The sequence below is a fragment of the Paenibacillus glycanilyticus genome (assembly GCF_051200795.1).
GTDB lineage: Bacteria > Bacillota > Bacilli > Paenibacillales > Paenibacillaceae > Pristimantibacillus > Pristimantibacillus glycanilyticus.
This window is the reverse complement of record NZ_CP195155.1, coordinates 4,847,705-4,871,078: the sequence shown is the minus strand read 5'-3', so window position 1 is coordinate 4,871,078 and position 23,374 is coordinate 4,847,705. Positions and strand designations below refer to the sequence as shown.

Sequence of the window (23,374 nt, the reverse complement as noted above, 5' to 3'; positions counted from 1 at the left end):
ATGACGCGCATTTTAATTGTGGAAGACGATCCTTATATCGCGGAGCTGCAGAAGGACTATTTTGCGCTGCACGGGTATGAGGCGGAGATTTGCCATGACGGGCAGGACGGACTCAATCAGGCTTTAAGCGGGGATTACGATTTGATCATACTGGATATTCAGCTTCCGGGCATGAGCGGGTTCGAGATTTGCAAGACGATCCGGGAGCGGCTGGATGTGCCGATTCTTATTGTGTCCGCCAAAAACGAAGAGCTGGATAAGATCCGCGGCTTTGGCTTTGGCGCGGACGATTTCGTGACCAAGCCCTTTAGTCCCAACGAGCTGGTGGCAAGGGCCAAGGCCCATCTGGCACGGTATGAACGGTTCAAGAGCGGGCAGAAAATGAATCCTGACGATAGCCTGCGCATTCGCGAGCTGACGATTAATCCCTCCTCTCATCGCGTATTTGTGCACGAGCAGGAGGTATTTCTTACGGCGAAGGAATTTGAAGTTCTCGTCTTTATGGCAACGAATCCGAACCGGGTATTCAGCAAGGATCAGCTGTTCGAGAAAATTTGGGGGCTGGATTCGAATGGCGATATTGCGACGGTGACCGTTCATATATCAAGGATTCGGGAGAAGCTTGAGGCCGATCCGTCCAATCCCCAGTTTATCGAGACCGTGTGGGGAGCGGGGTACCGCTTTACGGTCTAACGTCATTTTGTAAAAAGTTATCGAACAATTTATAGTTTGTTTATACTTTCTTTTCAGCGAATTTAGAGCGGCGGCCTAAGATAGATTCAGGAACAGGCAATCACTTTAAACGGGAAAGGAAAGATGAGTTATGAAGAAGATCCAGCAAAAGGCGGCTATTGCGGCTTTAACGGTTTTAATCGGAGGAGGAGCTTTGCTTCCGGTTCAATCCGCGAAAGCAGCTTCCTTCGATCAGCCTTTGGAGCAAGCCATCCAGCAGCTCGTCAGCCAAAAGGTGCTGCAAGGCTATGAAGACGGAACGATGCGCGCGGAAAAAAAGATAACGAATGCCGAGCTTATCAAGATGATTGTGCTTGCGCTTAATCTGGAGACGACTTCGGATTCCAAGCCCGCTAATCATAAATGGTATACCCCTTATGTCGACGCGGCCGTAGCTGCCGGACTGCTCGAAAGCGCGCAGCGCTTCCAGCCTAATCAGCCGGCATCCAGCGCGGATGCTGCCCAGTATATTGCCAAAGCGCTGCAGCGGGATGCGAAATCGGTTCAATACTGGATGTCGGGCATGAAGATTGACGGCAAGCAATTGAACCGGGGCGATGCGGCCAAGCTTCTCGTCCTGTCGGAGCAAGCGATCCGTTCCTCTAACGCGGAGATTGTATCCATCAAGGCTCTTAATAAAATCACATTCGAGGTCACCTTCACGGCCCCTCTTACCATCGCGGACGAAACAACGGACCAAGCCAATGCCAATTTCGCCTTTAGCGACGGCATTAAGCTGGTTAACCAGCCTCGCCTGAAGACTGGAGCTATCGCGACTTATATTATTCCCGTTCAGACGATGAAGCCGGGGACAACGTATTCCTTGAACTATAAAGGCAAGCAGGACTTTACGGTCGCGGCAAGCGATGAGAGGATTCAGCTTCAAAATGCACGCCAGGTTACTTCCGATACGTTTGAAATCGAGTCGTTCCGTACCGATGGCGTTATTGATTACGGCTATCTGATTTCGGCTTATGCCGGCGGCCGCGGTGCCGATGCCGTTGTATTGGATGACAACAATAAGCTTAACGGCCAGCAGATGCAAATTATTTCGTCGCTTGCGACAAGACAAGCTGTCCTCACATCCGAGACCGGAGAGCAGATGACGGTTAATTACGTTGGCTTTACGCAATCGACCGACGGCAAGCAAGAGCCTAAATTCCGTCTGCCGGCGGGCAAGACTTTGCAGCCGGGCGTGAAATATACGGTCACTTCGGACTGGTTCGACGTGAAGAACAGCACGTTTACCGCGCAGAGCATTGCGCCTCTTGAGATTGGAGCCGTCGACAAGGTGAACGATACAACCTTGAACATTACGCTGACGGCGGATCCGGGCGACGAGTTGTTTGCTTACCGTTCCATTGCCCTTAAAGGCTCTGACGGGACAACCTTGACGGCGCAATACAAAGTGCAGACCCGTAAAGGCGCCGTTGGCGTGTTTGAGCTTCAGAATAACGGCAAGCTTGGGGCTGGCGTTCAGTATGAGGTTGCTCCTGTCGGCAGCTGGGCAACGGCAAACAACGTAAAGCTAAGCTCGAATTAATTGGACGGTGAAGTCCGAATAACAAAAGGGGCTATCCTACGTCATATTAATGACGGCGGGATAGCCCCTTTTTTCTCTTCTTGCGACCACTCGAAACGCAGCGTTGGCTTGCCGGTTGGTCCGGTCGACATGGATACCGCCTTCATGCCAAGGCGGAAGAAGAGAGTTAGGCTTGGCACGTTGTCGAGCGCAACCTGACAGGTCAATTTCCCCAGCTTCTTCATAATGGCGTCCATCACCGCGTACCCGATCCCAAGGCCGCGAGCCTCGGGATGGGTTACGATGACGCAGCATTTTTCGCCTGCTTCCTCGGCATAACCAAGTCCTACTATTCGGCTGCCAAGCCGCGCGACCGCCATAACGGTCCCGCTGTCCTTTTGCGAGAGCAGCTCGGGTGGCAGGCGACGAAGGGAGTGGATGGCTGCAACCGTCAGCCGCTTCTCCCCGAAGCGGACGGCAAAATCAATCAGTCTCTTCCGTTCTTTCGCCCACTGTTCCGGGGTAAGCAGCTGCAGTTCCATTATCTCGTCGCCTCCTGCCTTATTCGTTCGTTTCTCATTCTGGCCAGATAGGTGCTGTATTGGAATATCCGCTCAAGCGACTTTTGCCGGATATGCGGCTCGTCGAACTTCATCGGCTTCGAGTTGGCTTCGAAAAACCAGATATGTCCCTGGCTATCGATGCCTAGGTCCATGGACATCTCGCCGAGCATAAAGCCGGAGCCCTTCTCGATCTGTCTGGCGATCATAATCGAGGTTTGCTTCGCTTTAATCAGAATTCTTCTTGCCTGATCGGCGTTGAAGGAGCTTTTCAGCAGCTTCTCAGGATCCTCGATGGAACCGCCCCTCGGGACATGGGTCGTAATGCTGGAGGAGCCCGCTACCCTTGCGCCAATGCCGGTCAAATCCCATTTGCCGCGATCGTTTTTTTGCACGAGAGCCCTGAGATCGAACCGGCGGTCGTTAAAGGAAGCAAGCTGAATGCCTTGCTGGGCGATATAAGGCTCGCTGCCGCATTCCTTCTTGATGCGGTTCCACAGCTTTTGAAAATCCGCGCAGCTAAAGGTAGAGCTTTTTTTGTTCTCCTGCACCTTAAGCAGATACGGGAGCGGCTTGTCGGGCTGCACCATGACGGTCATGATGCCTTTGCCGGCTTTGCCGCTTTCCGGCTTCAGGTAGAGAAAGGGATGCTTTTGCAGCATTCTCTCCAGCCTTGCCGCCGTTAGCAGCTTGCGGGTTGCCGGGATAAAAGGTTTGGTCGACTTGCTGCCGCGCAGCCATTCGAACAAATACCATTTGTTGAAGAAGGAAGGGTTGAACAGTTTGATCCGCGGATCCCGCATGCATGCGGCAATTTTGTTCCGCACGGCAGGAAGCATCTCGTCTTCGCGCTGCGGAATCCGGTTGTAGATAATATCCGGGAAAGGCAGCAAGCGCTGCTGCCATGTATCCTTCTGTTCAATATAGACAAATCCCCGCAAGGTGGAACGGTTCAAGACCAGATTTTTTACGGTGAGCACATAAACAAGAAATCCCTTTTCTTGACCCGTTTTTATAATGTCCGCGAAGTTATTCCGGTTGCCCCGGAAAAACTGTTCGTCGTTCTCAATCGTCAGTATGGCGAGTACCAGGCGTCCAGCCGGCCGATCATACACCTCTTCTTTCTTCGATGCTCTTAGCTCCATTAGCTGTTCCCTCCTTGAAACTTGCTGAGGTACAAGCAATGATCAACGATGCATTCTACGGATGCACGGCCTTCCGCTTCAAGGGAAGGGTGCTTGAAGATAGAGCGTCCCGGCTTTGCGTTGGCTTCAAACATCCAGATGTCGTTATCTTTGTCGATGCCGATATCGAGGCCCAGCTCGCCAAGCCGGTGCGGATAGTTACGCTCAATCGCCTCAGCCATTTTGATGGAGACCTTCTTCGCATTCTCCAAGATTTCTTTGCCCTTTGCGCCAAATGCGCGGCTCAACGCCTGCTCAGGCGTCATAAGCGAACCGCCGTTTTTCACATGGGTCGTTACGCTGCCTTTGCCGGCTTTTTTCGCGCCGATGCCTGCCGGTACCCATTCGTTCTTGCCGTTCTTATGCATATGAAAGCGAAAGTCGAGAGGGCAGCCGTCAATCTCCACCAGCCTGATGCCCTGCTGCGCGACATAGCTGCTCAGAGTTGCGCCATGACGCGCCTGAAGCATCTTATACAGGCTGTTGAAGGAAGAGAAGCGCAGCAGGACGTTTTTTCCGCTCTTCCGGTATCGGGCGAAATAACCGCGCTTCGGATGGTAGGTGAGCCGGTAGATGCCGACGCCAAGGCTGCCTGCCGTTGGTTTGAAATAGACGAAATGATGCTTCTCCAAAAGCTGTTTCAGCTTCTCGCTTGTTGGCGCGGCTACGGATTCCGGCAAATGCTGCAGAGCCTCCGGATCGTTATCCAGCAGCTTATACACATCCGATTTATTAAAGAAGCCCCAGTTGAAGAAAGGAATTTTTTTGCGAAGCAGCCTTTCGCGGAGCGAACCGATATAATTGGACGTTTCCGCTTTGCGGCTCCGGAGCCGGTTATAGATGACATCGGGGAGCGGAACGGTCTTGCGGTACCAGCCGCCTTGCGAGTTAAGGAAGTAGCCGAGCACCGTCTCCTGCTGCCAGTTGATATCCTGGGGGGTAAAACCGAACAGGAAAGCTTTCCGATCCCCCGACCGGATGATCTGCTTGATAAAGTTTGTTCTCATGCCAAAGGGCTGGCTATCCGACTGGCTATAGCCCGCATCGCTCAATATGCCGATAAGCGGTCCGATCTGCACTTCGTTTTCGCCGTTTTTATGGACGAAGATGCTGCCGGTTTTGGGTACTCGGATGTATTGCCTGACCCCGGCGGACAAATAAAGATGATTGCCTTGGCGCCTGACAGGCCGGACGGCTGTTGTTATCACTTCTTTGCCAAGCTTCAGGTGAACGGTTTTTTTGCCGGACAGCTTCAGCTCCTTGAGAAGCGTGTTGGATAAATAAATGACTTTATCCGATTGTTGCGAGAAATGGACGTTACAAGTTGTCAAGCTCATGGGTGAACCTCCTGAACGTTATCAGACCGGATCCTCTTGTCTACCTGACAGTCCTGAATCCGACCTGTTGCGGAGTCGTTTATGATCAAAGGTTTGTTAAGCCGCTGCGTAAGCAGGCGGGCATATCGGAGCGGCAGCTCGACGGACAGACGCTCTGCCTGGTTGTCGCCGGACTGCCGGAAGGAGGAACGTCCCGGCCTGGAGTTTACTTCCAGCAGCCATATCCGTCCGTCCGGTTCGATTCCGAAATCAATGCCCAGCTCGGCTAATCGTCCGTAGTTGTTTTCCAGCTTCTCTGCTGCCCGCAGGCTGGCATCTATTATTTTATTCATCATCCGCTTGGCTTTTGCTTCGCCAAACAGACGGGACAAGTAATCGGAGGGCCGGCTTGCCTTGCCGCCGCCATGAAGATTGGATGTGACGGTTCCGGAGCTTCCGGCACGGACGGCGGCGCCGGTGATGCCCCAGCGTCCCTTCCCGTTTTTCTGCGCAAGCACGCGAAGATCAAACGGATTGCCATCCGGGTCTGTCAGCTGCAGATAAGGCTGGGCGATATAAGACGCATTGCCCATAAATCGAATGATCCATTGCGACAACGAAGAATAGTCATTGAAGCGATGCCGGAACGGGAGATTGCTTCCGGTTCGCCCGGCAGCAACCCATTCGCGGGTTAAAGGGGACTGCTTCAGATGAATAGCCCCTTTGCCTTGCATGCCCGCCGAGGGCTTTAAGAATAATTCCCCGTTATTACCCTTTAGAAGGCGCAATAGGGTGTCCGGGCGGTCCAGCCTGGTTGTGGAAGGAAGAAGCGGCGCAAGAAGAGCGTCCTGGCGAAGCGTACCGTATACCTCCCATTTGCCTGGAAGACTTCCGTTTAACATCGTCACGGGCTTTTGTTCCCGGATGGCCGCAAGTACCGCTTTGCAGAGCATGCGTTCTTCCGCCGTTCGATAGAAGCAGCGGTCGTAGAGGATATCCGGGAGCGGGCAGGGTTCCTTTAACCAGCTGCCATGGCGAAGCCGGAAGGCATTCAGCTGTCCGGTTTTTTCCTCGTATTCGGCTGGGGAGAAGACATACAGGTCAATGGCCAGAGTGCCGGCCGTTTCGCTGAGCATTTGCGCAAATGCCGGCTCCGGCAGCTTTATGCTGTTCTCCTGCCCTGCGCCGGCTTCTATGGAAGCGACATACAGTCCTACTCTCACAAGCTCAGCCTTCATAAGGGCCTCCGGTTAGAATCCCGACAGGAAGCGGGAGTATTGAATGACATTTCGGACCGATGGACGGATCTTGTTGTCATTTTCCTGGTTGAGAGGCGTGTTATCGCTTTTCGAAGGCTTGGAGTTAACCTCCAGCAGCCATACGCGGCCATTGGTATCCAGCGCCAAATCGATTCCAAGCTCGCCGAAATGCGCCGGGATATGCTTATCGATTCCTTCGGCAATCGTCAGGGCGGCCGTTCGAAGACGTTTGGAGGCCCCTTCCTTGCCGGCAAAAATATTGGAGCGCGCGACAGCCTCGTTAACGGTGCTGAGCGTTCCCCCGCGTGCGAGATTGGAGACGAAATGCTGGCTGCTCGCGGTACGCGCCACTACGGAAGTCAACGTCCATTTGCCTGTTGCGTTCTTCTGCACCACTGCGCGGAAGTCGACCGGCCGCTTCTGGATCTCAATCAGATTGAGTCCTTGCTGGGCTTGATATTTAATGGTTTTCATCTTGGTCGAAATGCTCGAGAACAGCTTCACAAGGTTCGGGTATACCTGCCGCCTTGTTCCGGTGCCGGTTGTAAAATGCGCCTGATAGATGTCTCCCTCGAGCTTTGTCACGCGGATAATGCCTTTGCCGAGACTGCCTTTGGAAGGCTTGAGGAATACGTTGCCGTAACGGGAGCACATTGATTTCAGCGTGGTATAGTTGCGGAGGAAGTGGGATTCCGGCAGATAGCGACGGACGCTTTCGTCTTTTTTCAGCGCATCGAAGACTTCCATTTTGTCCAGGAACTTTTCGTTAAAGACGCTGGCATGATGAGTACTCTTTATTTCCTTGAAAAACTGCTGCACAAGAGCGCGGCTTTCCAGCTTGCGAGACGTCAGGCGGTTGTTCACGACATCCGGCAGCGGAAGCTTTGCCCGCTTCCATCCGTTCGCAAAGGTCCAACCCTCGATTTGCTTGTCGCTGCTTCCCGAGACATGGTTCGGAGTGAAAAAGTATACATGCGCCCCCTGATTCGCGCAGCCGTCGACCAATTCCTTGCAGAACATCGTAATCGTGCCAAACGGTTTGTCGGGCGTACTCGGATAATCCCGGCTGATCAGAACGCCGATCAGAGGCCCAAGTCTAAGCGTGGAAGACGAGGAATCGTAGCTCAGGCGAAGGGAGGTGCTGCTAAGAATGCCCATCTGTCTGGCAAGCGATTGGTTGATGCGCATTCCGTCGTACTTCGGTACCGGAATGACCTTCACCGTCTTCTTGAATGTTCCGAACCGTAATACGATCGACACGCTGTGAGAAATATGCCATTGCTTCAGGTAGGCTTCACCGAGCATAATCGTATCTTCCGGAAGCATGCCGGAGCTGATAAGCTGAACGGCTACTTTCGATTTTTGCATTGTGTAAATCTCCTTCCAAGCAGGAGGATGACGAAAAGCGGATAAAGGCCCATAGGTGTTTTACACGAATTACTTCATCATATGAGGACATCTATCCCTTGGTGATTGGCCAAAGAAATTAGTGGAGCGGTCATATCCGGCGGTTTGTCTTCATAGGATAGTGGTGCGGACAAGCAAAAGCTATTGAAGCGGGAGTTGATTCGAATGAGGGGAAAAGCCCGGCATATTATGTATCTGGCAGTTGCTTTGGCGATGCTGTTCTACGGGGTAACGAAACTGGATCTTACGGGTCCATGGAATGCTGTGACGATATTCGGCGTAGTGTGGACGTTGTTTGCGCTGCTCGTTATTGCCGCTCATTTAAATGCGCTGCTCTGGATGAACGAGCAGAGGAAGAAAGAACTGGACCGCATCAAGCGGATGAAGAGAAATACCTGGGAGCGCAGGCTGCAGCAGGCGGTGGACAGGGGTTCGAACCGAAGTGCAAGAGGTTGAGGCATAGACGAAAAGCGCTGGGCCCCCGCAAGGGGGCTTTTTCATTTGCTAAGCTTTTTGAGGATGGGGGAGTCGCGCATGCCTGTTAATCGATTTCTTTGAACTGAACAAGCTGCTTGACAAATTTATATACCGCTTCTTGTTCCTTGACGGATAAACCTTGAAGCTGAGATGCGATTTTCTCCGCATAGGTGCTTTCTTCGTGAGGTGTCCCGGGCATATGGACCAGCTGCTCAAGCGGACATTGGAGGGCGTGGGCAATTTTGCTCAAGACATCGACCGTAGGACTTTTCTCGCCTCGTTCCACCTGACCCATATAAGAGCCGTTGATTTCGGCCCGCAGAGCAAGCTGCTCTTGGCTGAAGCCCTTTTGTTTGCGTATTGCCCGTATATTCTCACCGATATTTCGGCTGATTTCGTTCACATTCGTCACCTCAGCCTTAAGATAGAGCTTTCCTATCCCGGCAACAACGTCTTATAGTCCTTATTAAAAATAGTGCCTATAGTCATTGACCAAAGGTTATGCTTTTTATTATAATTGTGTAAAAAGGTTCTACCTATTAACATCATTTCCTAAACAGGAACTTTTTAACAAGGAGCAACGCTTATGGTTGATGAGTTTGAGTTTTTTCGAAACGTACAGACTTACTATCAGCATATGCGGTTTCAGGTGCAGTTCACGTACCGCATTTTACATAAGACCAATAAACCGGCGAAGGCGCACGGCAGCTTTAATTGCAGGGTGAATCCCCGCACGCAGCATGTGGAATATCAGATGAGCCTGCGGTCGGAGACGATCGCAAGGCCTTTTAGCGAGAAGGGTTCCTTTTTATTTTCCAGCCAATATCCCGAGATCCCGCCTCAATCGGTCGTCCTTGAGAATTATCCGATTCTGAAGCTCAAGTATCCCGTACCTATCAATTATGATTGGTACTCCTTTATATTTAAAGGAACGCAAGAAGCATTTACGGTGCAGTCCCTCCAGCAGGTGTTCGACAAATATCGTTGTACCGGGGCAGACGGGGAAGATGTGGATGCAGGACTAAAGGTCGCAGCCGTCTCTATCGACTGGTATAATGGAATGAAACGAACGAAGGTTTAATTGGGGGAGGGCGGTGCCGGTGGCATCCGTTTCCGGAATGGATACAAGCACGAAGCGCGAACAAATTCTGCAATACATAGAGACGCTCGATATAGGCGAGAAAATCTCGGTAAGGGCAATCGCCAAGGCGCTTGGCGTAAGCGAAGGAACCGCTTATAAAGCGATTAAGGAAGCGGAAGCTTCCGGACTTGTAAGCACGAAGGAAAGAATCGGGACGGTCCGCATTGACCGGAGAAGGCGCGAGGCGCTGGATCAGCTCACCTTCGGCGAAGTGGCGGAGATTGTCGAAGGGCATATATTCGGAGGCACTTCGGGGCTGGACAAGTCGCTCCACAAATTTGTAATCGGCGCAATGGAGCTGGACGCGATGCTCCGCTACATCGATGAAGGAAGCCTGCTTATTGTAGGCAATCGGAGCGGCGCGCACCGCTGTGCCCTGGAGCAGGGAGCCGGCGTTCTGATTACGGGCGGATTCGAGCCAAGCGAGGAAGTGAAGGCGCTGGCCGACGAGAACGGACTGCCGATTATTTCATCCCGGCATGATACGTTTACCGTAGCTTCGATGATTAATCGGGCGATGTACGACCGGCTTATCAAACGCAAAATTATGCTTATTGAGGATCTGATGACGTTCAGCAAGCCGGCAGACGTGCTGCGTTCCGGCAATACGCTACTCGACTTTCACAAATTAAGCCGGGAGACCGGCAATTACCGATTCCCCGTTATTGATGACAGAGGCAGGGTTGTCGGGATGATGACCTCGAAGGATGCAGCCGGTTCATCGGATGAAAGTTCAATCGACAAGCTGATGACCCGTCATCCGATCACGGCCGCGCCTAACATTGCGGTGACTTCGGCCGCGCATACGATGGCTGCCGAAGGAATTGACCTGCTGCCGATCGTTGACCGCCACCGGAAGCTGCTTGGGGTCGTCACCCGCCAGCAGCTGCTGGACGCTCTCCGTTTTGCCGGCAAGCAGCAGGAGATCGGAGAGACCTTCGACGATCTCATCTGGTCCGGCTTTGAAGCGGATGAAGCGGATGGCGTTCCGCTCTACAAAGGAGCTATTACGCCTCAGATGTCCGGATCTCTTGGCATGGTGTCCGAAGGGATATTGGTTACCCTGATGACCTTGGCCGGACGCCAGATGATCCGGGACGCAGGCAAGCGGGACTATCTCATTGACGGCATGACCGCGTTCTTTGTAAAGCCGGTGCAGATCGACAGCCAGATTACGATCGTCCCCCGCGCGCTCGAAATGAGCCGTAAAGCGACCAAGCTCGAGATCGAGCTGATTGATCAGACGGGGTTGGCGGCGAAGGCTATGATGACGGCGCAGATGATTGATTCGTATTAGGGAGGGCATGGGGATTACAGGAATGTATCTCCTTCCGCTGCTGTTGTGATCGTGAATTTTGAATCAACTCGCTTATGCGAGAATTCACGATTCACAAAGGCAGGCGCTACGCTCTTCAGGTGACACATTCCCTCCATCCCCACTTTCAAACTCCCTAATACTTTAGGGGAGACAGGTTAAAGGGCTGCCATTCGTTTGGCAGCCCTTTTAATGTTTTTAGTCACTTATCTGGACTTTTCGTTCATGTTCAAATACGTTGCACGAAATGCACGATAATGGCGCGAATCTGCTCTGTAATCCGAAATATCCTGCACGGAATGCAGCATATTCGAGAGAAGTAGCCGTCATTTGCTCAGTCGGACACAATATCCTGCATTTTGTGCATTATACCTCTCCGGCAGCCTTCCAAAATGGCTAATAAACTGCATTTCATGCAATTTATTTTGAGCTGATATAGCTAAAGGAAAGAAGCAAGTTAATCATAGTCCCAATCGCCGGCTTTTCTGCGCTCGCTCCTGCGGGAGGAGGAGCCGGCTGCTTTTTTTGCTTTTTTCGCAAGGCTGTTTTCTTTGCGCGCAAGATGGGAAAGCTCTTTAGCCGTCTTTCTGTAGTTATGAAGCCGTTTCGCTTCAAGCGTTCCGTCTTGAATCGCTTGAAGGACCGCGCAGCCGGGGTCGGATTCATGACGGCAATCCCGGTAACGGCAGCCGGCAGCCAGAGCTTCGATATCGGAGAAAGCCTGTTCCAATCCGTCCTGCGCATCCCACAGCTGAAGCTCGCGCATGCCCGGCGTATCCATGACAAGCGTTCCGTTCGGCAGAAGGAACAGCTCCCGGTGCGTTGTCGTATGGCGGCCGCGGGCATCGTTTTCTCGGATGCCCTGAGTCTCCATCATGTTGTCATCCGCTAGCCAGTTCAGCAGAGTAGACTTGCCGACACCGGACGAGCCTGTGACGGCAATGGTTTTGCCCGGCTGCAAATAAGGAAGAAGCTGCTCTTTGCCCTGGTTTTGCAAGGCGCTGATGAGGTGCACCGGTACGCCGGGGGCCGCGCTCTCCATTTGTGCGGCGAAAGCCTCAGGATCACCGCAAAGATCGGCTTTGGTCAGCAGAATAACCGGTGAAGCGCCGCTTTCCCATGCGGCAATCAGGTAACGTTCCATTTTGCGGACGTTAAAATCCTGGTTCAGTGCGTTTGTAATAAACAAATAATCCATGTTGGCGCCTACGACCTGATCATCCACGGTGCTTCCGGCTGCTTTGCGGATCATTGCGCTTTGACGCGGCAGTAGGCGATGAATAACCGAACGTGTCTCGCCGGGCAGTTTCTCGGCCATAACCCAGTCGCCCACGGCGGGAAAATCGCTTTTGAGCGCCGCATTAAATTCGTATTTGCCGGTAACGGTTGCCGTGTGCTCGCCGTCGGGCGTCATGATCTGATAAGAATGGGAATGCTGGGCGATCACCCGCGCGGGCACGAGCTCTCGCGTGCTTTCCGGCATTTGCTCCATTTTATGGTTCCAATCGGTATTCCAGCCGTAGGCCAGATGTTGTTGATGTTGGTGCAAGGTATCGGTATTGTTCAAATCGGATGCTCCTCTTTAATCGTTTTATTGGATGGTGTAAAACAAAAAAACCGCAGGGATTCCCCTGCGGAAGGCACAAAAAAACCGCAAGGACCTCTCGGTCCCGCGGCGCGTCTCTAATTGGTTAGAAGGCGTTCCGAATAGGCCGAGATACATGAACAGCGCAAACAATCGATAGGTTCATCATTTAACATCAGCCTCCTGTAGTAAGATGTGCTTAGTATATGCAAAAGAAGACCGTATTCTCTAGGCCAACTTTGAGTAAAAGAAAACTTTCCGTTACCCAAACAAAAAAGCCGACCCGCGAAATGCCAGGTCGGCTCAATCTTCTGCCCCAAAGGACGGGCAGCCGTAGACTTTTTTTGCGAAAAAGGTGAACGGAGTGAACAAATGTCTCTGGAGAAATGAAATGTTCGCCTTTGGTTCCCGGATTCCTACCTTGTCAAACATCTAATGAAAGGAATCCGGAACCAACAGCGATCGGAAGAGATATTTGTTCACGCAGTGTCATTCTTTTTAGCAAAACCCCGCTCTACTGCTGCATCGTCCGAAAAATACTATGGTTACGCAGCCCCGCAAACAAATTGAAAAATCCGATCACGAGGAAAATCGCCCCAATCACGATACGGGCCGTCGAAGTGCCGGAGAGGAACAGCTGAACGCCGGCGATAAACATAAGCATAAAGCCCATGCTGATGTTCATCCGGGAAGCATGAAGGCCGCGCGCTCGCGTGTCCGTCGAGCGTCGGGATCTAAAGCTGAAAAAGACGGTAAGCGCGAGCGTGATCATGATGCCCGGCGCAAACACCCATTGCAGGAGTGAATCCATGTTTGCTACAGCTCCTTTTGTAGTCTCAATGGCGTTATTGTAGCATGAATTCACCCAAAACCGGAAATAAATGCGATTAAGAAGGAGGTCTCGAGTAGAGCCGGACCTTCACCCATACTTGCAGCCTGTTTTCCACGACCAGAATGGTCGTGATGTCGATCGAATAGTCTTTTTCAAGGACGTTGGTATAAATCTTGTTGCTTAATAGTCTGCGCGCAAGCTGGGCGTCCGTGTCGATCTCATAAATGCTTTGCCCGAGGAAAACGGAAAGATCGGCTTTAATCCGCTTGATTAATTCCGCTTCCGTTACTTTATCAAGCTTGGGGCGGTCGGTATTTTGTCCGGCTTCCTCTTCGATTCGAGGCAGGACGCTCTTAATGACGGTATGTTGATTTTTGAATTGCGTTAAGCCTTTTATTTCCGTTTCAGATTGCTCCAGCTTAACCTCCAGATCGCTCTTCAGATTCACTAATGCCTCGAATTGGGCGTGGTACATGGAATTGTAGATGATTGCGCCAAGCAGCATGCCAAGCAGCAATACGCCAAGCATCTGCACCCCTTTGACATACCGCTCAAACTGAGGTACGCGCATGCATCAAGCCGCCCCCTTGCAAATGAGCTTGACCAATTCCGTTCCCATATGGGCGCCTAGAAAAGCGATGGCAATATAAGCAATCTGAAGGACGGCCGGCGACAAATGCCCTTCTACGATATTACTTTCGATAACGCGCATCGGATCGATAGAGCCTCCGACGGCTGCGACAATCGCCCATATTTTGAGATTGCCGGCCGTGCTCAGCATCATGGAAGTAGGGGGCAGCAGCAGAAAAACCGAGCCGATTCCAGCCAGCATGGATCCTCCGACAACAACGCCAAAGGCGATAAAAAAATCAAGCCCGGCCTTGGATAAAATGACGTTCACAACGTACACCTGCCTTTTAGCGCATAGTCCAGCCTGTCCGGCTGCCTCACTACCATTCTATGGGCGCTGTGCGGTCTATTATGATAAAATAGAAGGAATAAGAACCGAAAGTGGGTGCCAGCGGATGAACAACATAGATTCCTCGTTTGTGCATTTGCACGTGCATAGCGAATACAGCTTGCTTGACGGCGCAGCCCGGATCCGCGATTTGGTGGCAAGGGCTGCCGAGCTAGGGATGAAGTCGCTTGCCCTTACCGATCACGGAGTCATGTACGGAGCTATTCCTTTTTATAGAGCATGCCTGGCACAGGGCATCAAGCCGATTATTGGCTGCGAGATGTATTTTACGGCGGGTTCCCGTTTCGAGAAGGGGTCGCGCAAGGACAATCCGATCTATCATTTAATTCTTCTAGCGAAAAACGAGACCGGTTACCGCAATCTGATGAAGCTGGTCTCGATTGGCCATCTGGAAGGCTTTCACTATAAGCCGCGGATCGACCCGGAAGTGCTGGAGGCACATTCCGAAGGACTGGTCTGCTTGAGCTCTTGTCTGCATGGGGAGATCTCGCAGCATCTGCTTCACGACCGCCGGGAGGAAGCGCTGGCGGCAGCTTTGCGCTACAAGCGGATCTTCGGGAACGACTTCTATCTGGAGCTGCAGGATCACGGCATGCTGGATCAGAAAAAAGTAGCGGCAGCCATGATCGAATTGGCTCGGGAAACAGGCATTAAGCTTACGGCAACGAACGACGTGCATTATTTGACGCCGGAGGATGCCGCCGTGCAGGATGTTCTGATTTGCATCGGAACGGGCAAGTCGGTAGACGATACGGACCGGATGAAGATAGGGACGGATCAGCTGTATATGAAAAGCGGCGAGGAGATGGAGCTCTTATTCCGCCATGCGCCTGAAGCGATTCGTCATACTGCCGAGATTGCGGACAAATGCTCGCTGGAGCTGACGTTTGGGCGGGCAGCGCTGCCGGTCTTCCGTCCGGTGCCAAGCGGCATGAGCTCGTCGGCGTATTTGGCGGAGCTTTGCAGAACCGGTCTTGCTTCCCGTTACGCCGGTCTGCCGCAATGGTCGGAGGATCCGGCTTTCCGGGAGCGGGCGGAGGGAAGGCTTGCTTACGAGCTTTCCGTTATTGAAAATATGGGCTTCAGCGATTATTTCCTGATCGTATGGGATTTCGTCCGCTTTGCACATGAGCAAGGCATCCGGACCGGCCCGGGACGGGGCTCGTCGGCGGGAAGCCTGGTTGCTTACGTGCTTCGGATTACCGACGTGGATCCGCTGAAGTACAAGCTCCTCTTCGAGCGGTTCCTGAATCCGGAGCGGATTACGATGCCCGATATCGATATCGACTTCAACGACGAGCGCCGGGACGAGGTAATCGCTTATGTCTCGGCCAAATACGGCGATGAGCATGTGGCGCAGATCATTACCTTTGGCACAATGGCCGCCAAAGCCGCGGTCCGGGACGTCGGGCGCGCGATGAATGTGCCGTTCGCGGAGGTGGACCGGGCGGCGAAAATGATTCCGAATCAGCTCCACATTACGCTCGAGGAAGCTCTTCGGATCAGCGAAGGCCTGCGCGAAGCCTGTCAGCGGCAGCCGAGAACCGACGCCATGATCAAGATGGCGCTGAAGGTGGAGGGCATGCCGCGCCACGCTTCTACCCATGCGGCCGGCGTTGTCATCTCCGGCGGTCCGTTAACCGATTACGTCCCGCTGCAGGCGGGAAGCGAGCGGACGGCGCTGACCCAATATTCGATGGAGCATCTGGAAGCGGTCGGCCTTTTGAAAATGGACTTCCTCGGCCTGAGAACGTTATCCATCGTGGAGCGTTCGCTTGCCTGGGTGAAAGGCTTATACGGCAAGGAGATTGATTTCCGCAAAGTGCCGGATAATGACCCAGACACCTACGCGATGCTCGGGCGCGGTGAGACGATGGGGATTTTTCAGCTGGAGTCGTCCGGCGTCAGGCGTGTACTGAAGGAGATGAAGCCAAGCGAATTCGAAGACATCGTATCGGTGCTCGCTTTGTACCGTCCGGGTCCGATGGAGTTTATTCCGAATTACATTCAGGGCAAGCATGGGCTTGCGCCCGTCAAATACCCGCATCCCTCTCTCGAGCCGATTTTGTCGGATACGTACGGGATTATTGTGTACCAGGAGCAGATCATGCAGATTGCGTCGGCCATGGCCGGCTTCTCGCTTGGCGAAGCGGATTTGCTGCGCCGCGCCGTATCGAAGAAGAAGCGGGAGGTGCTCGACGAGCAGCGCGCGCATTTCGTGAAGGGCAGCGTAAGCGAAGGGTATAGCAGCGAGGATGCCAATCTGGTTTACGATATGATCGTCCGGTTTGCGGACTACGGCTTCCCGCGTGCCCATGCCGCGGCCTACGGCGTGCTCGCTTTTCAGACGGCATGGCTGAAGGCGCATTATCCGATTCCGTTTATGGCGTCGATGCTTGCTTCCGTTACCGGCAATCAGCGGAAAACCGCCGAATACGTGGACGAATGCAGACGGATGGGCATTGAGGTGCTGCCTCCCGACGTGAATGAAAGCGGCGTTACGTTTACGCCGGTGGAGGGAGCCGTCCGTTTTGGCCTTGCGGCTATCAAAAACGTCGGTACTCAAGCTATCGAGGCTATCGAGAAAGAGCGCCGGGAACGGCCTTTCGACAGCCTGCTTGACCTATGCCGGCGCGTGGATCTGCGCGTCGTCAACAAGCGGGTGCTGGAATCGCTTATTCAAGCCGGAGCGATGGAATCGCTGCCCGGTCACCGGGCGCAGCAGCTTGCCGCTCTCGAAGAAACCGTTGATGCCGCTTTGAAGTGGCGCAAGGAACGCGAGGAGCTGCAGATCGAGCTGTTCGGTTTTGACGAAGTGCAGAACTGGGATGTCGAGCTTCCGGATATCAGGCCGTATTCGACGGGCGAACAGCTGGAGCTGGAACGGGAGCTGCTTGGCCTCTATTTGTCCGGCCATCCGCTGGATGCGGTAGAGGAACAGCTGGAGCCGCTTGGCCTTGACCGGTTCGTAGAGCTTGGGGAGGCAGCTGAAGGAGCTGCTGCCGTTATCGGAGCGAGAGTGGTTTCCCTTAAACCGTTTACCAATAAAAAAGGAAATGCGATGGGCTTTATTGAAGTAGAGGACAGGGTTATGCGTGCTGAGGGAGTTGTATTCCCGGCTGTATGGAAGCGCTGCGGGGATCGTCTTGCGAAAGGCGGGCTCGCGATTATTCACGCTACCGTCCAGCATCAGGACGAGGACTTTAAGCTGATCATCGAGGATGTTGTGCCCATTCAGGAAGGAACGGCAACGGCGGAGCAGCTGGCCGAGCATGTCAGGCGGATGCGGAAGCATGCGAGCTCCCGTGCTTCGAGACCGGCAGGAGGCGCCAATCAGCCGCCCGCACAGACTTCATCGCAAGGCAAAGCGGCAGGAGCCGGCACGGCTCAGGCTGCAACGGCGGCACCCGCAGCCCGGAAGCCGCAGCCTGCAAGGCCATCGGTGCCGACCGAGCGCCCGAACCCGCCTGCCGAGAAGAAGCGCCAGCGCGTCTATATCAAGATCATCGCTTCGCGCGAGCATCCCGACGTGCTGGAACAGCTGAAGAAGCTGCTCGCCGACCATCACGGCCAGCTGGATACGGTGCTGTTCTATGAACGGGAGCAGCGTTCGCTTGCTCTGAGCGAAACGTACCGCACCAAGCCTTCTCCGCAATTATTCAGCGCCATTGAGCAGCTTCTTGGGCAAGGAGCCGTAATTGTCAGATAATTTATGCACAACTCTATCGCATCCCGCATACATTTAATGTTACAAGTGGGATTAAGCGGCTGCTGCCGCTGCTTTTTCCCGGCTTACGTTGCATGAAAACGTACAAGCATATGCGGGAGGGATGGACATGACGTCCGGAATCGAAAAGTGGTTGCAAAAGCGTGGAGTAAGCGTGGATGATATTGCGGAAATTGTATATACGCTGCAGCGTCCTTACAATGCGGATTTGACCGTGGCCGAATGCGAAGAGAGCGTAAGAGCCGTTTTGGAAAAGCGCGAAGTGCAGTATGTCCTGTATACCGGAATCGCTCTCGACGAGCTGGCCGAACGCCGTTTGCTGCCGGAGCCTCTTCAGGCTATCATGGAAACCGACGAGTCCCTGTATGGCGTAGATGAGACTTTGGCACTAGGAATAACGAATGTTTATGGGATGATTGGCTTGACGAGCTTCGGATATTTGGATAAAGTAAAGCCCGGCATTATTCGTCAGCTGAATCTGAAAGGCGAGAAAATTCACGTGTTTCTCGACGATCTTGTCGCAGGACTGGCGGCGGCGGCATCAGCAAGGATCGCGCATCAGGACCCAAAAGCCATCCGATACCATTTGCCCGATTCGCCATGACTGTGGTATCATTATGACATCATATGGCCTTTAACGGGATTGACTTGTTAGAAGATGCGAACTTTGCTATGGGCAAAGTTTTCAGGAGGTACCATAATGTGGACGGTCATTTACATCGCTCCAACCGCTAGAATCGCGGACAACATCAAGAAGCGGCTTACGGAAGAAGGCTTTCTCGTAAAAGTCCGTCCAGTTAATCTGTCTAAACAGCAATATGAGATTTTGGTTCCTTCGGGTGAATTGGAGGAAGTACAGGAAGTATTCAACTCCATTATGCAGCCGTAATACCTTATACTATTGCGCCTTGAGAGGTGTCACACATTGCAAATTAAGGACTTATTTTCAAAGAAGAAGTATGCGACCATCCCTTCTGAGCGGCCTAAACGCGACATACCGGAAGGTCTAATGAATAAGTGCTCCAAATGCGGCACCATTCAGTACAGCAAAGAATTGGATAAGAACTTGAAGGTATGCTCGTCTTGCGGGCATCATTACCGTCTGAGTGCTTGGGAACGGATTGGAATGACGCTTGATGACGGGCGTTTGTTTGAATACGATGCGGATATGGAATCCGTCGACCCGCTCGAATTCCCCGGGTATAAAGGGAAGCTCGAGCAGCAGCGGCAGAAAAATCCGAATCTGCGCGAAGCCGTTGTAACGGGCGAGGGCACCATTAACGGCCATCCGGTTGTTGTTGCGGTCATGAGCTTTGACTTCTTCAGCGGAAGCATGGGATCTGTCGTTGGCGAGAAAATAACAAGAGCAATTGAAGCGGCGCATAAGAAAAAGCTGCCCCTTCTTATTTTCTCGACATCGGGCGGCGCCCGCATGCAGGAAAGTATACTTAGCTTAATGCAAATGGCGAAGACAAGCGCCGCTCTTTCCATGTTTCAAGGGGCTGGAGGCTTGTTCATTTCGGTGTTTACGGATCCTACGATGGGTGGGGTTTCCGCGAGCTTTGCGAGTCTTGGCGACTACAATTTGGCCGAGCCCGGCGCACTTGTCGGTTTTGCCGGCCGTATCGTAATCGAGCAGACGATTCGCCAGAAGCTGCCGGACAACTTCCAGACGGCGGAGTTCAACATGCAGCATGGACAGCTTGACCTGGTTGTTCACCGCAAGGATATGAAGACAACGCTTGGCAAGCTGCTGGATATGCATACCGTAAGGGAGGGATTATCCCATGGCGGCTGAACAGATGCTTCCGTTCGAGAAGCCGATCAGCGATTTGCGCGAGAAGATCGCAACGCTGAAGACGCTGGCTGAGAGCAACGGCATGGACTTTTCCGAAGAGATAACGCGTCTTGAAGAAAAGTGCAAGCAGATGGAAGAAGAGTTGTACAACGAAATGACCCCGGCGCAGAAGATGCACATTGCGCGTCTTCACCAGCGTCCGACTTCGCTTGATTTCATTCAGGCGGTATTTACGGACTTTATCGAGCTGCATGGCGACCGCTTGTTTGCCGACGATCTGGCGATTGTCGGCGGCCTGGCGAAGCTGAACGGCTTGCCGGTAACGGTAATCGGCCATCAGCGCGGCAAGGATACGAAGGATAATATTGCCCGTTTCTTCGGCAGCCCCCATCCGGAAGGATTCCGGAAAGCGCTGCGTCTTATGCAGCAAGCGAACAAATTTAAACGCCCGATCATTACTTTAATCGATACAAAGGGCGCTTATCCAGGCAACACGGCCGAGGAGCGTGGCCAATCGGAAGCGATTGCCCGCAACTTAAGAGAGATGGCCGGATTTGGCGTGCCAATCGTCTGCATCGTTATCGGTGAAGGCGGCAGCGGCGGGGCTCTAGCCCTTGGCGTAGGCAACCGGGTATTGATGCTGGAGAATGCGATTTACTCTGCAATTTCCCCTAACGGCGCGGCTTCCATTCTGTGGAAGGACGCATCCAAAGCGGATATTGCGGCCGAAGCGATGAAAATTACGGCGAAGGATTTGCTCGAGTTCGAAGTGATCGAGGACATCATAGAAGAGCCGCAAGGCGGCGCGCATCGCGATCTAGCGTTCACGGCGGAACGGATGAAGGAGAAATTGTGGAAGCATTTGGCGGAACTTCTGCCGATGACACCCGAGCAACTCATTGAAGACCGTTACCATAAATTCCGCAAGATTGGCGAATTCCAAGTAGCGGAAGCCGCAGCGCAGGAAGCTGCAGAAGCCCCGCAAGAGGCTGAAGCTCCCGAAATGACGGAATCGGCAAAGGTATAAAATTTTTACACTGTCGTACAAGCTGCGGCTCAAGATCTTGATTATTGACTATAATGACTATAGCAGGCACTAAACGGAGGATACTTAAACATGCGTAAAGCTAAGATTGTATGTACGATTGGACCTTCCAGCGAATCGTTGGAAAACACGAAAAAACTGATTAAAGCGGGTATGAACGTTGCTCGTCTGAACTTCTCCCACGGCGACTTTGAAGAGCATGGCAACCGGATTAAAAACATCGGTATCGCAAACAAAGAGCTTGGAACTAACGTAGCGATTCTGCTCGACACCAAAGGTCCGGAAATTCGTCTCGGCAAGCTGAAAGAAGAGCCGATCGAGCTGGTAGCAGGCGAGCGCGTTGCTCTGACAACGGAAGAGATTCTGGGCGACATTAACCGTGTGCCGATTACTTACGACAACCTTCCTAACGATGTTTCCGTAGGTTCGACTATTCTGATCGATGACGGCTTGATCGGCCTGACGGTTGAAGAAGTTCAAGGCACTGAAATTATTTGCCGCATTAACAACAGCGGTCAAATCAAGAGCAAAAAAGGCGTTAACGTTCCTGGCGTTGCGATTTCCCTTCCGGGCATTACGGAAAAAGACGCTAACGATATCATCTTCGGTATCGAAATGGGCATCGACTTCGTAGCGGCATCGTTCGTTCGCAAAGCAAGCGACGTGCTTGAAATTCGCGAGCTGCTTGAGCGCCACAATGCAAGCCACATCCAAATCATCTCCAAAATCGAGAACCAACAAGGCGTTGACAATCTCGATGAGATCCTGGAAGTTTCCGACGGCCTGATGGTTGCCCGCGGCGACCTTGGCGTTGAGATCCCGGCTGAAGAAGTACCGCTGGTACAAAAAACAATGATCGAAAAATGTAACCGTGCCGGTAAACCTGTTATCACGGCTACTCAAATGCTGGATTCGATGCAGCGCAACCCGCGTCCTACACGCGCTGAAGCAAGCGACGTAGCGAACGCGATCTTCGACGGCACGGATGCAATCATGCTCTCCGGCGAAACAGCTGCCGGTAAATACCCGGTTGAAGCGGTAACAACAATGTCCCGTATTGCCGAGCGTGCGGAAGCGGCTCTGGAATACCGTGAAATCTTCACGAAACAAGCTAACGCTCAACAAACTTCCGTAACGGAAGCAATCAGCCAAGCGGTTGCGGTATCCGCTCTGGACCTGAACGCTGCGGCTATCGTGACTTCGACGCAAAGCGGCTTCACGGCTCGCATGGTATCCAAATACCGTCCGAAAGCGCCAATCATCGCGGTAACAAACGATGAAAAGGTTATGCGCCGTCTGGCTCTGATCTGGGGCGTTAAACCGGTTCTTGGCGAAATCGCTGAGACAACGGACGCCATGTTCGAGAACGCGGTTGATGGCGCAAGAAGCACGGGCTTGATCAGCCTTGGCGACACAATCGTTATTACGGCAGGTGTTCCGGTTGGCCGCGCAGGCACAACGAACCTGATCAAGATCCACCATGTTGGCGAGCTTCTGGCTCAAGGACAAGGCATCGGCAGCCAAACGGCTACAGGCCGCATCGTTGTTGCCCGCACGCCTGAAGAAGCAAATGCACGCGTAACTTCCGGTTCGATCCTGGTTACGGTATCGACGGATAAAGAATATATGCCTGCTTTCGAAAAAGCGGCTGCCGTTATTACAGAGCAAGGCGGCATTACAAGCCATGCGGCTGTATGCGGCATTAACCTGGGTATTCCGGTTATTCTGGGCATCTCGAATGCAACGGAATTGCTGATGGACGGTACGGAAGTAACGGTCTACGGCGAGACTGGCGTTGTTTACTCCGGACAAGCTAAAGTCCTGTAAGAACGAATTTCATATTTCTCTTAAGAAGTAGAGAAGAACAGAAGCGAGGGTGAGCATTCACCGTCGCTTTTGTTTCACGTATAGGGAAATACATATACATATGCACGGTTTATTGCACGATTTATGTTTGTGTTTTGTAAAGAAAGCTAATTTTTTTCGCCTCAAGTTCGTAATAATATAGGGGGTAGCTTCATCATGCCGTCACAGCAATGGTTCCTTCATCCTCTGCGCGTTCGTTATCAGGAAACGGATCAAATGGGGGTTGTTTTTCATGGCAATTACATAACCTGGTTTGAAATCGGCCGTACCGAGCTGATCCGTTCAGCGGGGTATGATTACAAAACTATCGAGCAGCAAGGCCTGCTGCTTCCGGTGGTGGATCTTGAGTGCCGATACGTGCTGCCCGCCCGTTATGACGATACGGTGCTGATTTGCACGCGTATTTCGGATTTTTCGCCCGTGCGTCTTTCCTTTGAATCGGAAATCCGCAAGGTAAGCCTGGAGCAATTCCATCCCGCTATTGTCAATCAATACGAGGATCTTCCGGGGGAGCGGCTGGTAGCCGGCGGAACGAAGCATGTCTGGGTAAACGAGAAATGGCGGCCTGCAAGACTAGATAAGAGCCTGCCTGAATTATATGCCTTGCTCCAGTCCATGGCGTAATTGCT

The 23,374-nt window shown here is 52.7% G+C and carries 22 protein-coding genes; 12 read left to right on the top strand and 10 right to left on the bottom strand.

Annotated elements, in window-relative coordinates; all coding sequences use genetic code 11:
* Both ACR9FF_RS22005 and ACR9FF_RS22000 read left to right on the top strand, forming a co-directional pair.
* Entirely contained in the window at window positions 1-693 is a 693-nt protein-coding gene (locus ACR9FF_RS22005) for a response regulator transcription factor (protein WP_201007575.1), read from the top strand.
* Between the two features lie 130 nt (window positions 694-823).
* Window positions 824-2,275 carry an S-layer homology domain-containing protein gene (locus tag ACR9FF_RS22000; protein WP_435164755.1) on the top strand — a complete coding sequence of 484 codons (1,452 nt, stop codon included), beginning with the start codon at window positions 824-826 and terminating at the stop codon, window positions 2,273-2,275.
* 41 nt (window positions 2,276-2,316) lie between these two features.
* On the opposite strand, the gene ACR9FF_RS21995 is transcribed toward ACR9FF_RS22000, so the two are convergent.
* The 5 genes from ACR9FF_RS21995 to ACR9FF_RS21975 are packed head-to-tail and all read right to left on the bottom strand — an operon-like array spanning window position 2,317 to window position 7,941.
* Window positions 2,317-2,796 carry a GNAT family N-acetyltransferase gene (locus tag ACR9FF_RS21995; RefSeq protein ID WP_317981067.1) on the bottom strand — a complete coding sequence of 160 codons (480 nt, stop codon included), beginning with the start codon at window positions 2,794-2,796 and terminating at the stop codon, window positions 2,317-2,319.
* Window positions 2,796-3,959 (bottom strand): YheC/YheD family protein, encoded by a 1,164-nt coding sequence (locus ACR9FF_RS21990; protein WP_127495462.1) that lies wholly within the window; start codon window positions 3,957-3,959, stop codon window positions 2,796-2,798. Before ACR9FF_RS21990 ends, ACR9FF_RS21995 begins: the two co-directional genes overlap by 1 nt.
* Window positions 3,959-5,335 carry a YheC/YheD family protein gene (locus tag ACR9FF_RS21985; protein WP_435164750.1) on the bottom strand — a complete coding sequence of 459 codons (1,377 nt, stop codon included), beginning with the start codon at window positions 5,333-5,335 and terminating at the stop codon, window positions 3,959-3,961. The genes ACR9FF_RS21990 and ACR9FF_RS21985 overlap by 1 nt, the downstream gene beginning before the upstream one ends.
* Window positions 5,332-6,552 carry a YheC/YheD family protein gene (locus tag ACR9FF_RS21980; RefSeq protein WP_435164747.1) on the bottom strand — a complete coding sequence of 407 codons (1,221 nt, stop codon included), beginning with the start codon at window positions 6,550-6,552 and terminating at the stop codon, window positions 5,332-5,334. Before ACR9FF_RS21980 ends, ACR9FF_RS21985 begins: the two co-directional genes overlap by 4 nt.
* 12 nt (window positions 6,553-6,564) lie before the next feature.
* Window positions 6,565-7,941: a YheC/YheD family protein gene (locus ACR9FF_RS21975; protein ID WP_127495459.1), complete on the bottom strand. Its 1,377-nt coding sequence runs from the start codon at window positions 7,939-7,941 to the stop codon at window positions 6,565-6,567.
* 204 nt (window positions 7,942-8,145) lie between these two features.
* Here ACR9FF_RS21975 and ACR9FF_RS21970 point away from each other — a divergent pair, with 204 nt between their 5' ends.
* Window positions 8,146-8,436: a hypothetical protein gene (locus tag ACR9FF_RS21970; RefSeq protein ID WP_116394420.1), complete on the top strand. Its 291-nt coding sequence runs from the start codon at window positions 8,146-8,148 to the stop codon at window positions 8,434-8,436.
* Between the two features lie 85 nt (window positions 8,437-8,521).
* Here the strand turns inward: ACR9FF_RS21970 and ACR9FF_RS21965 are convergent, their stop codons facing one another.
* Window positions 8,522-8,860 (bottom strand): helix-turn-helix domain-containing protein, encoded by a 339-nt coding sequence (locus ACR9FF_RS21965; RefSeq protein ID WP_162862792.1) that lies wholly within the window; start codon window positions 8,858-8,860, stop codon window positions 8,522-8,524.
* A 183-nt stretch (window positions 8,861-9,043) separates the two neighbouring features.
* Here ACR9FF_RS21965 and ACR9FF_RS21960 point away from each other — a divergent pair, with 183 nt between their 5' ends.
* Complete coding sequence (locus tag ACR9FF_RS21960) at window positions 9,044-9,538, top strand: hypothetical protein (protein WP_127495457.1); 495 nt, start codon at window positions 9,044-9,046, stop codon at window positions 9,536-9,538.
* Window positions 9,539-9,557: 19 nt separating this feature from the next.
* On the top strand, window positions 9,558-10,895 hold the full coding sequence (locus ACR9FF_RS21955) for a DRTGG domain-containing protein (protein WP_236013456.1): 1,338 nt from the start codon (window positions 9,558-9,560) through the stop codon (window positions 10,893-10,895).
* A gap of 475 nt (window positions 10,896-11,370) precedes the next feature.
* Here the strand turns inward: ACR9FF_RS21955 and rsgA are convergent, their stop codons facing one another.
* From rsgA to ACR9FF_RS21935, 4 genes are all read right to left on the bottom strand, one after another.
* The gene (rsgA, locus tag ACR9FF_RS21950; protein ID WP_435164741.1) at window positions 11,371-12,480 is read right to left on the bottom strand and encodes a ribosome small subunit-dependent GTPase A; all 1,110 of its coding nucleotides are present in this window, start codon (window positions 12,478-12,480) and stop codon (window positions 11,371-11,373) included.
* A gap of 532 nt (window positions 12,481-13,012) precedes the next feature.
* The gene (locus tag ACR9FF_RS21945; RefSeq protein ID WP_127495455.1) at window positions 13,013-13,309 is read right to left on the bottom strand and encodes a YtpI family protein; all 297 of its coding nucleotides are present in this window, start codon (window positions 13,307-13,309) and stop codon (window positions 13,013-13,015) included.
* Window positions 13,310-13,385: 76 nt separating this feature from the next.
* Complete coding sequence (locus ACR9FF_RS21940; protein ID WP_435164738.1) at window positions 13,386-13,901, bottom strand: hypothetical protein; 516 nt, start codon at window positions 13,899-13,901, stop codon at window positions 13,386-13,388.
* A gap of 3 nt (window positions 13,902-13,904) precedes the next feature.
* Window positions 13,905-14,231 (bottom strand): YtrH family sporulation protein, encoded by a 327-nt coding sequence (locus tag ACR9FF_RS21935; protein ID WP_127495453.1) that lies wholly within the window; start codon window positions 14,229-14,231, stop codon window positions 13,905-13,907.
* A gap of 124 nt (window positions 14,232-14,355) precedes the next feature.
* Between ACR9FF_RS21935 and ACR9FF_RS21930 the strand changes: the two genes are divergently transcribed.
* From ACR9FF_RS21930 to ACR9FF_RS21900, 7 genes are all read left to right on the top strand, one after another.
* Entirely contained in the window at window positions 14,356-18,018 is a 3,663-nt protein-coding gene (locus ACR9FF_RS21930) for a DNA polymerase III subunit alpha (RefSeq protein ID WP_435164735.1), read from the top strand.
* Window positions 18,019-18,145: 127 nt separating this feature from the next.
* Window positions 18,146-18,640: a phosphatidylglycerophosphatase A family protein gene (locus ACR9FF_RS21925; RefSeq protein WP_015846042.1), complete on the top strand. Its 495-nt coding sequence runs from the start codon at window positions 18,146-18,148 to the stop codon at window positions 18,638-18,640.
* A gap of 96 nt (window positions 18,641-18,736) precedes the next feature.
* Window positions 18,737-18,925 (top strand): hypothetical protein, encoded by a 189-nt coding sequence (locus ACR9FF_RS21920; protein WP_015846041.1) that lies wholly within the window; start codon window positions 18,737-18,739, stop codon window positions 18,923-18,925.
* 36 nt (window positions 18,926-18,961) lie between these two features.
* Window positions 18,962-19,834 (top strand): acetyl-CoA carboxylase, carboxyltransferase subunit beta, encoded by an 873-nt coding sequence (accD, locus tag ACR9FF_RS21915; RefSeq protein ID WP_435164731.1) that lies wholly within the window; start codon window positions 18,962-18,964, stop codon window positions 19,832-19,834.
* Window positions 19,824-20,861, top strand: coding sequence for an acetyl-CoA carboxylase carboxyltransferase subunit alpha (locus ACR9FF_RS21910; RefSeq protein ID WP_127495450.1), 1,038 nt, complete (start codon window positions 19,824-19,826; stop codon window positions 20,859-20,861). Before accD ends, ACR9FF_RS21910 begins: the two co-directional genes overlap by 11 nt.
* Before the next feature lie 90 nt (window positions 20,862-20,951).
* Window positions 20,952-22,706: a pyruvate kinase gene (gene pyk / locus ACR9FF_RS21905; protein ID WP_127495449.1), complete on the top strand. Its 1,755-nt coding sequence runs from the start codon at window positions 20,952-20,954 to the stop codon at window positions 22,704-22,706.
* A gap of 195 nt (window positions 22,707-22,901) precedes the next feature.
* Complete coding sequence (locus ACR9FF_RS21900) at window positions 22,902-23,369, top strand: acyl-CoA thioesterase (RefSeq protein ID WP_435164727.1); 468 nt, start codon at window positions 22,902-22,904, stop codon at window positions 23,367-23,369.
* Window positions 23,370-23,374 lie beyond the last annotated feature (5 nt).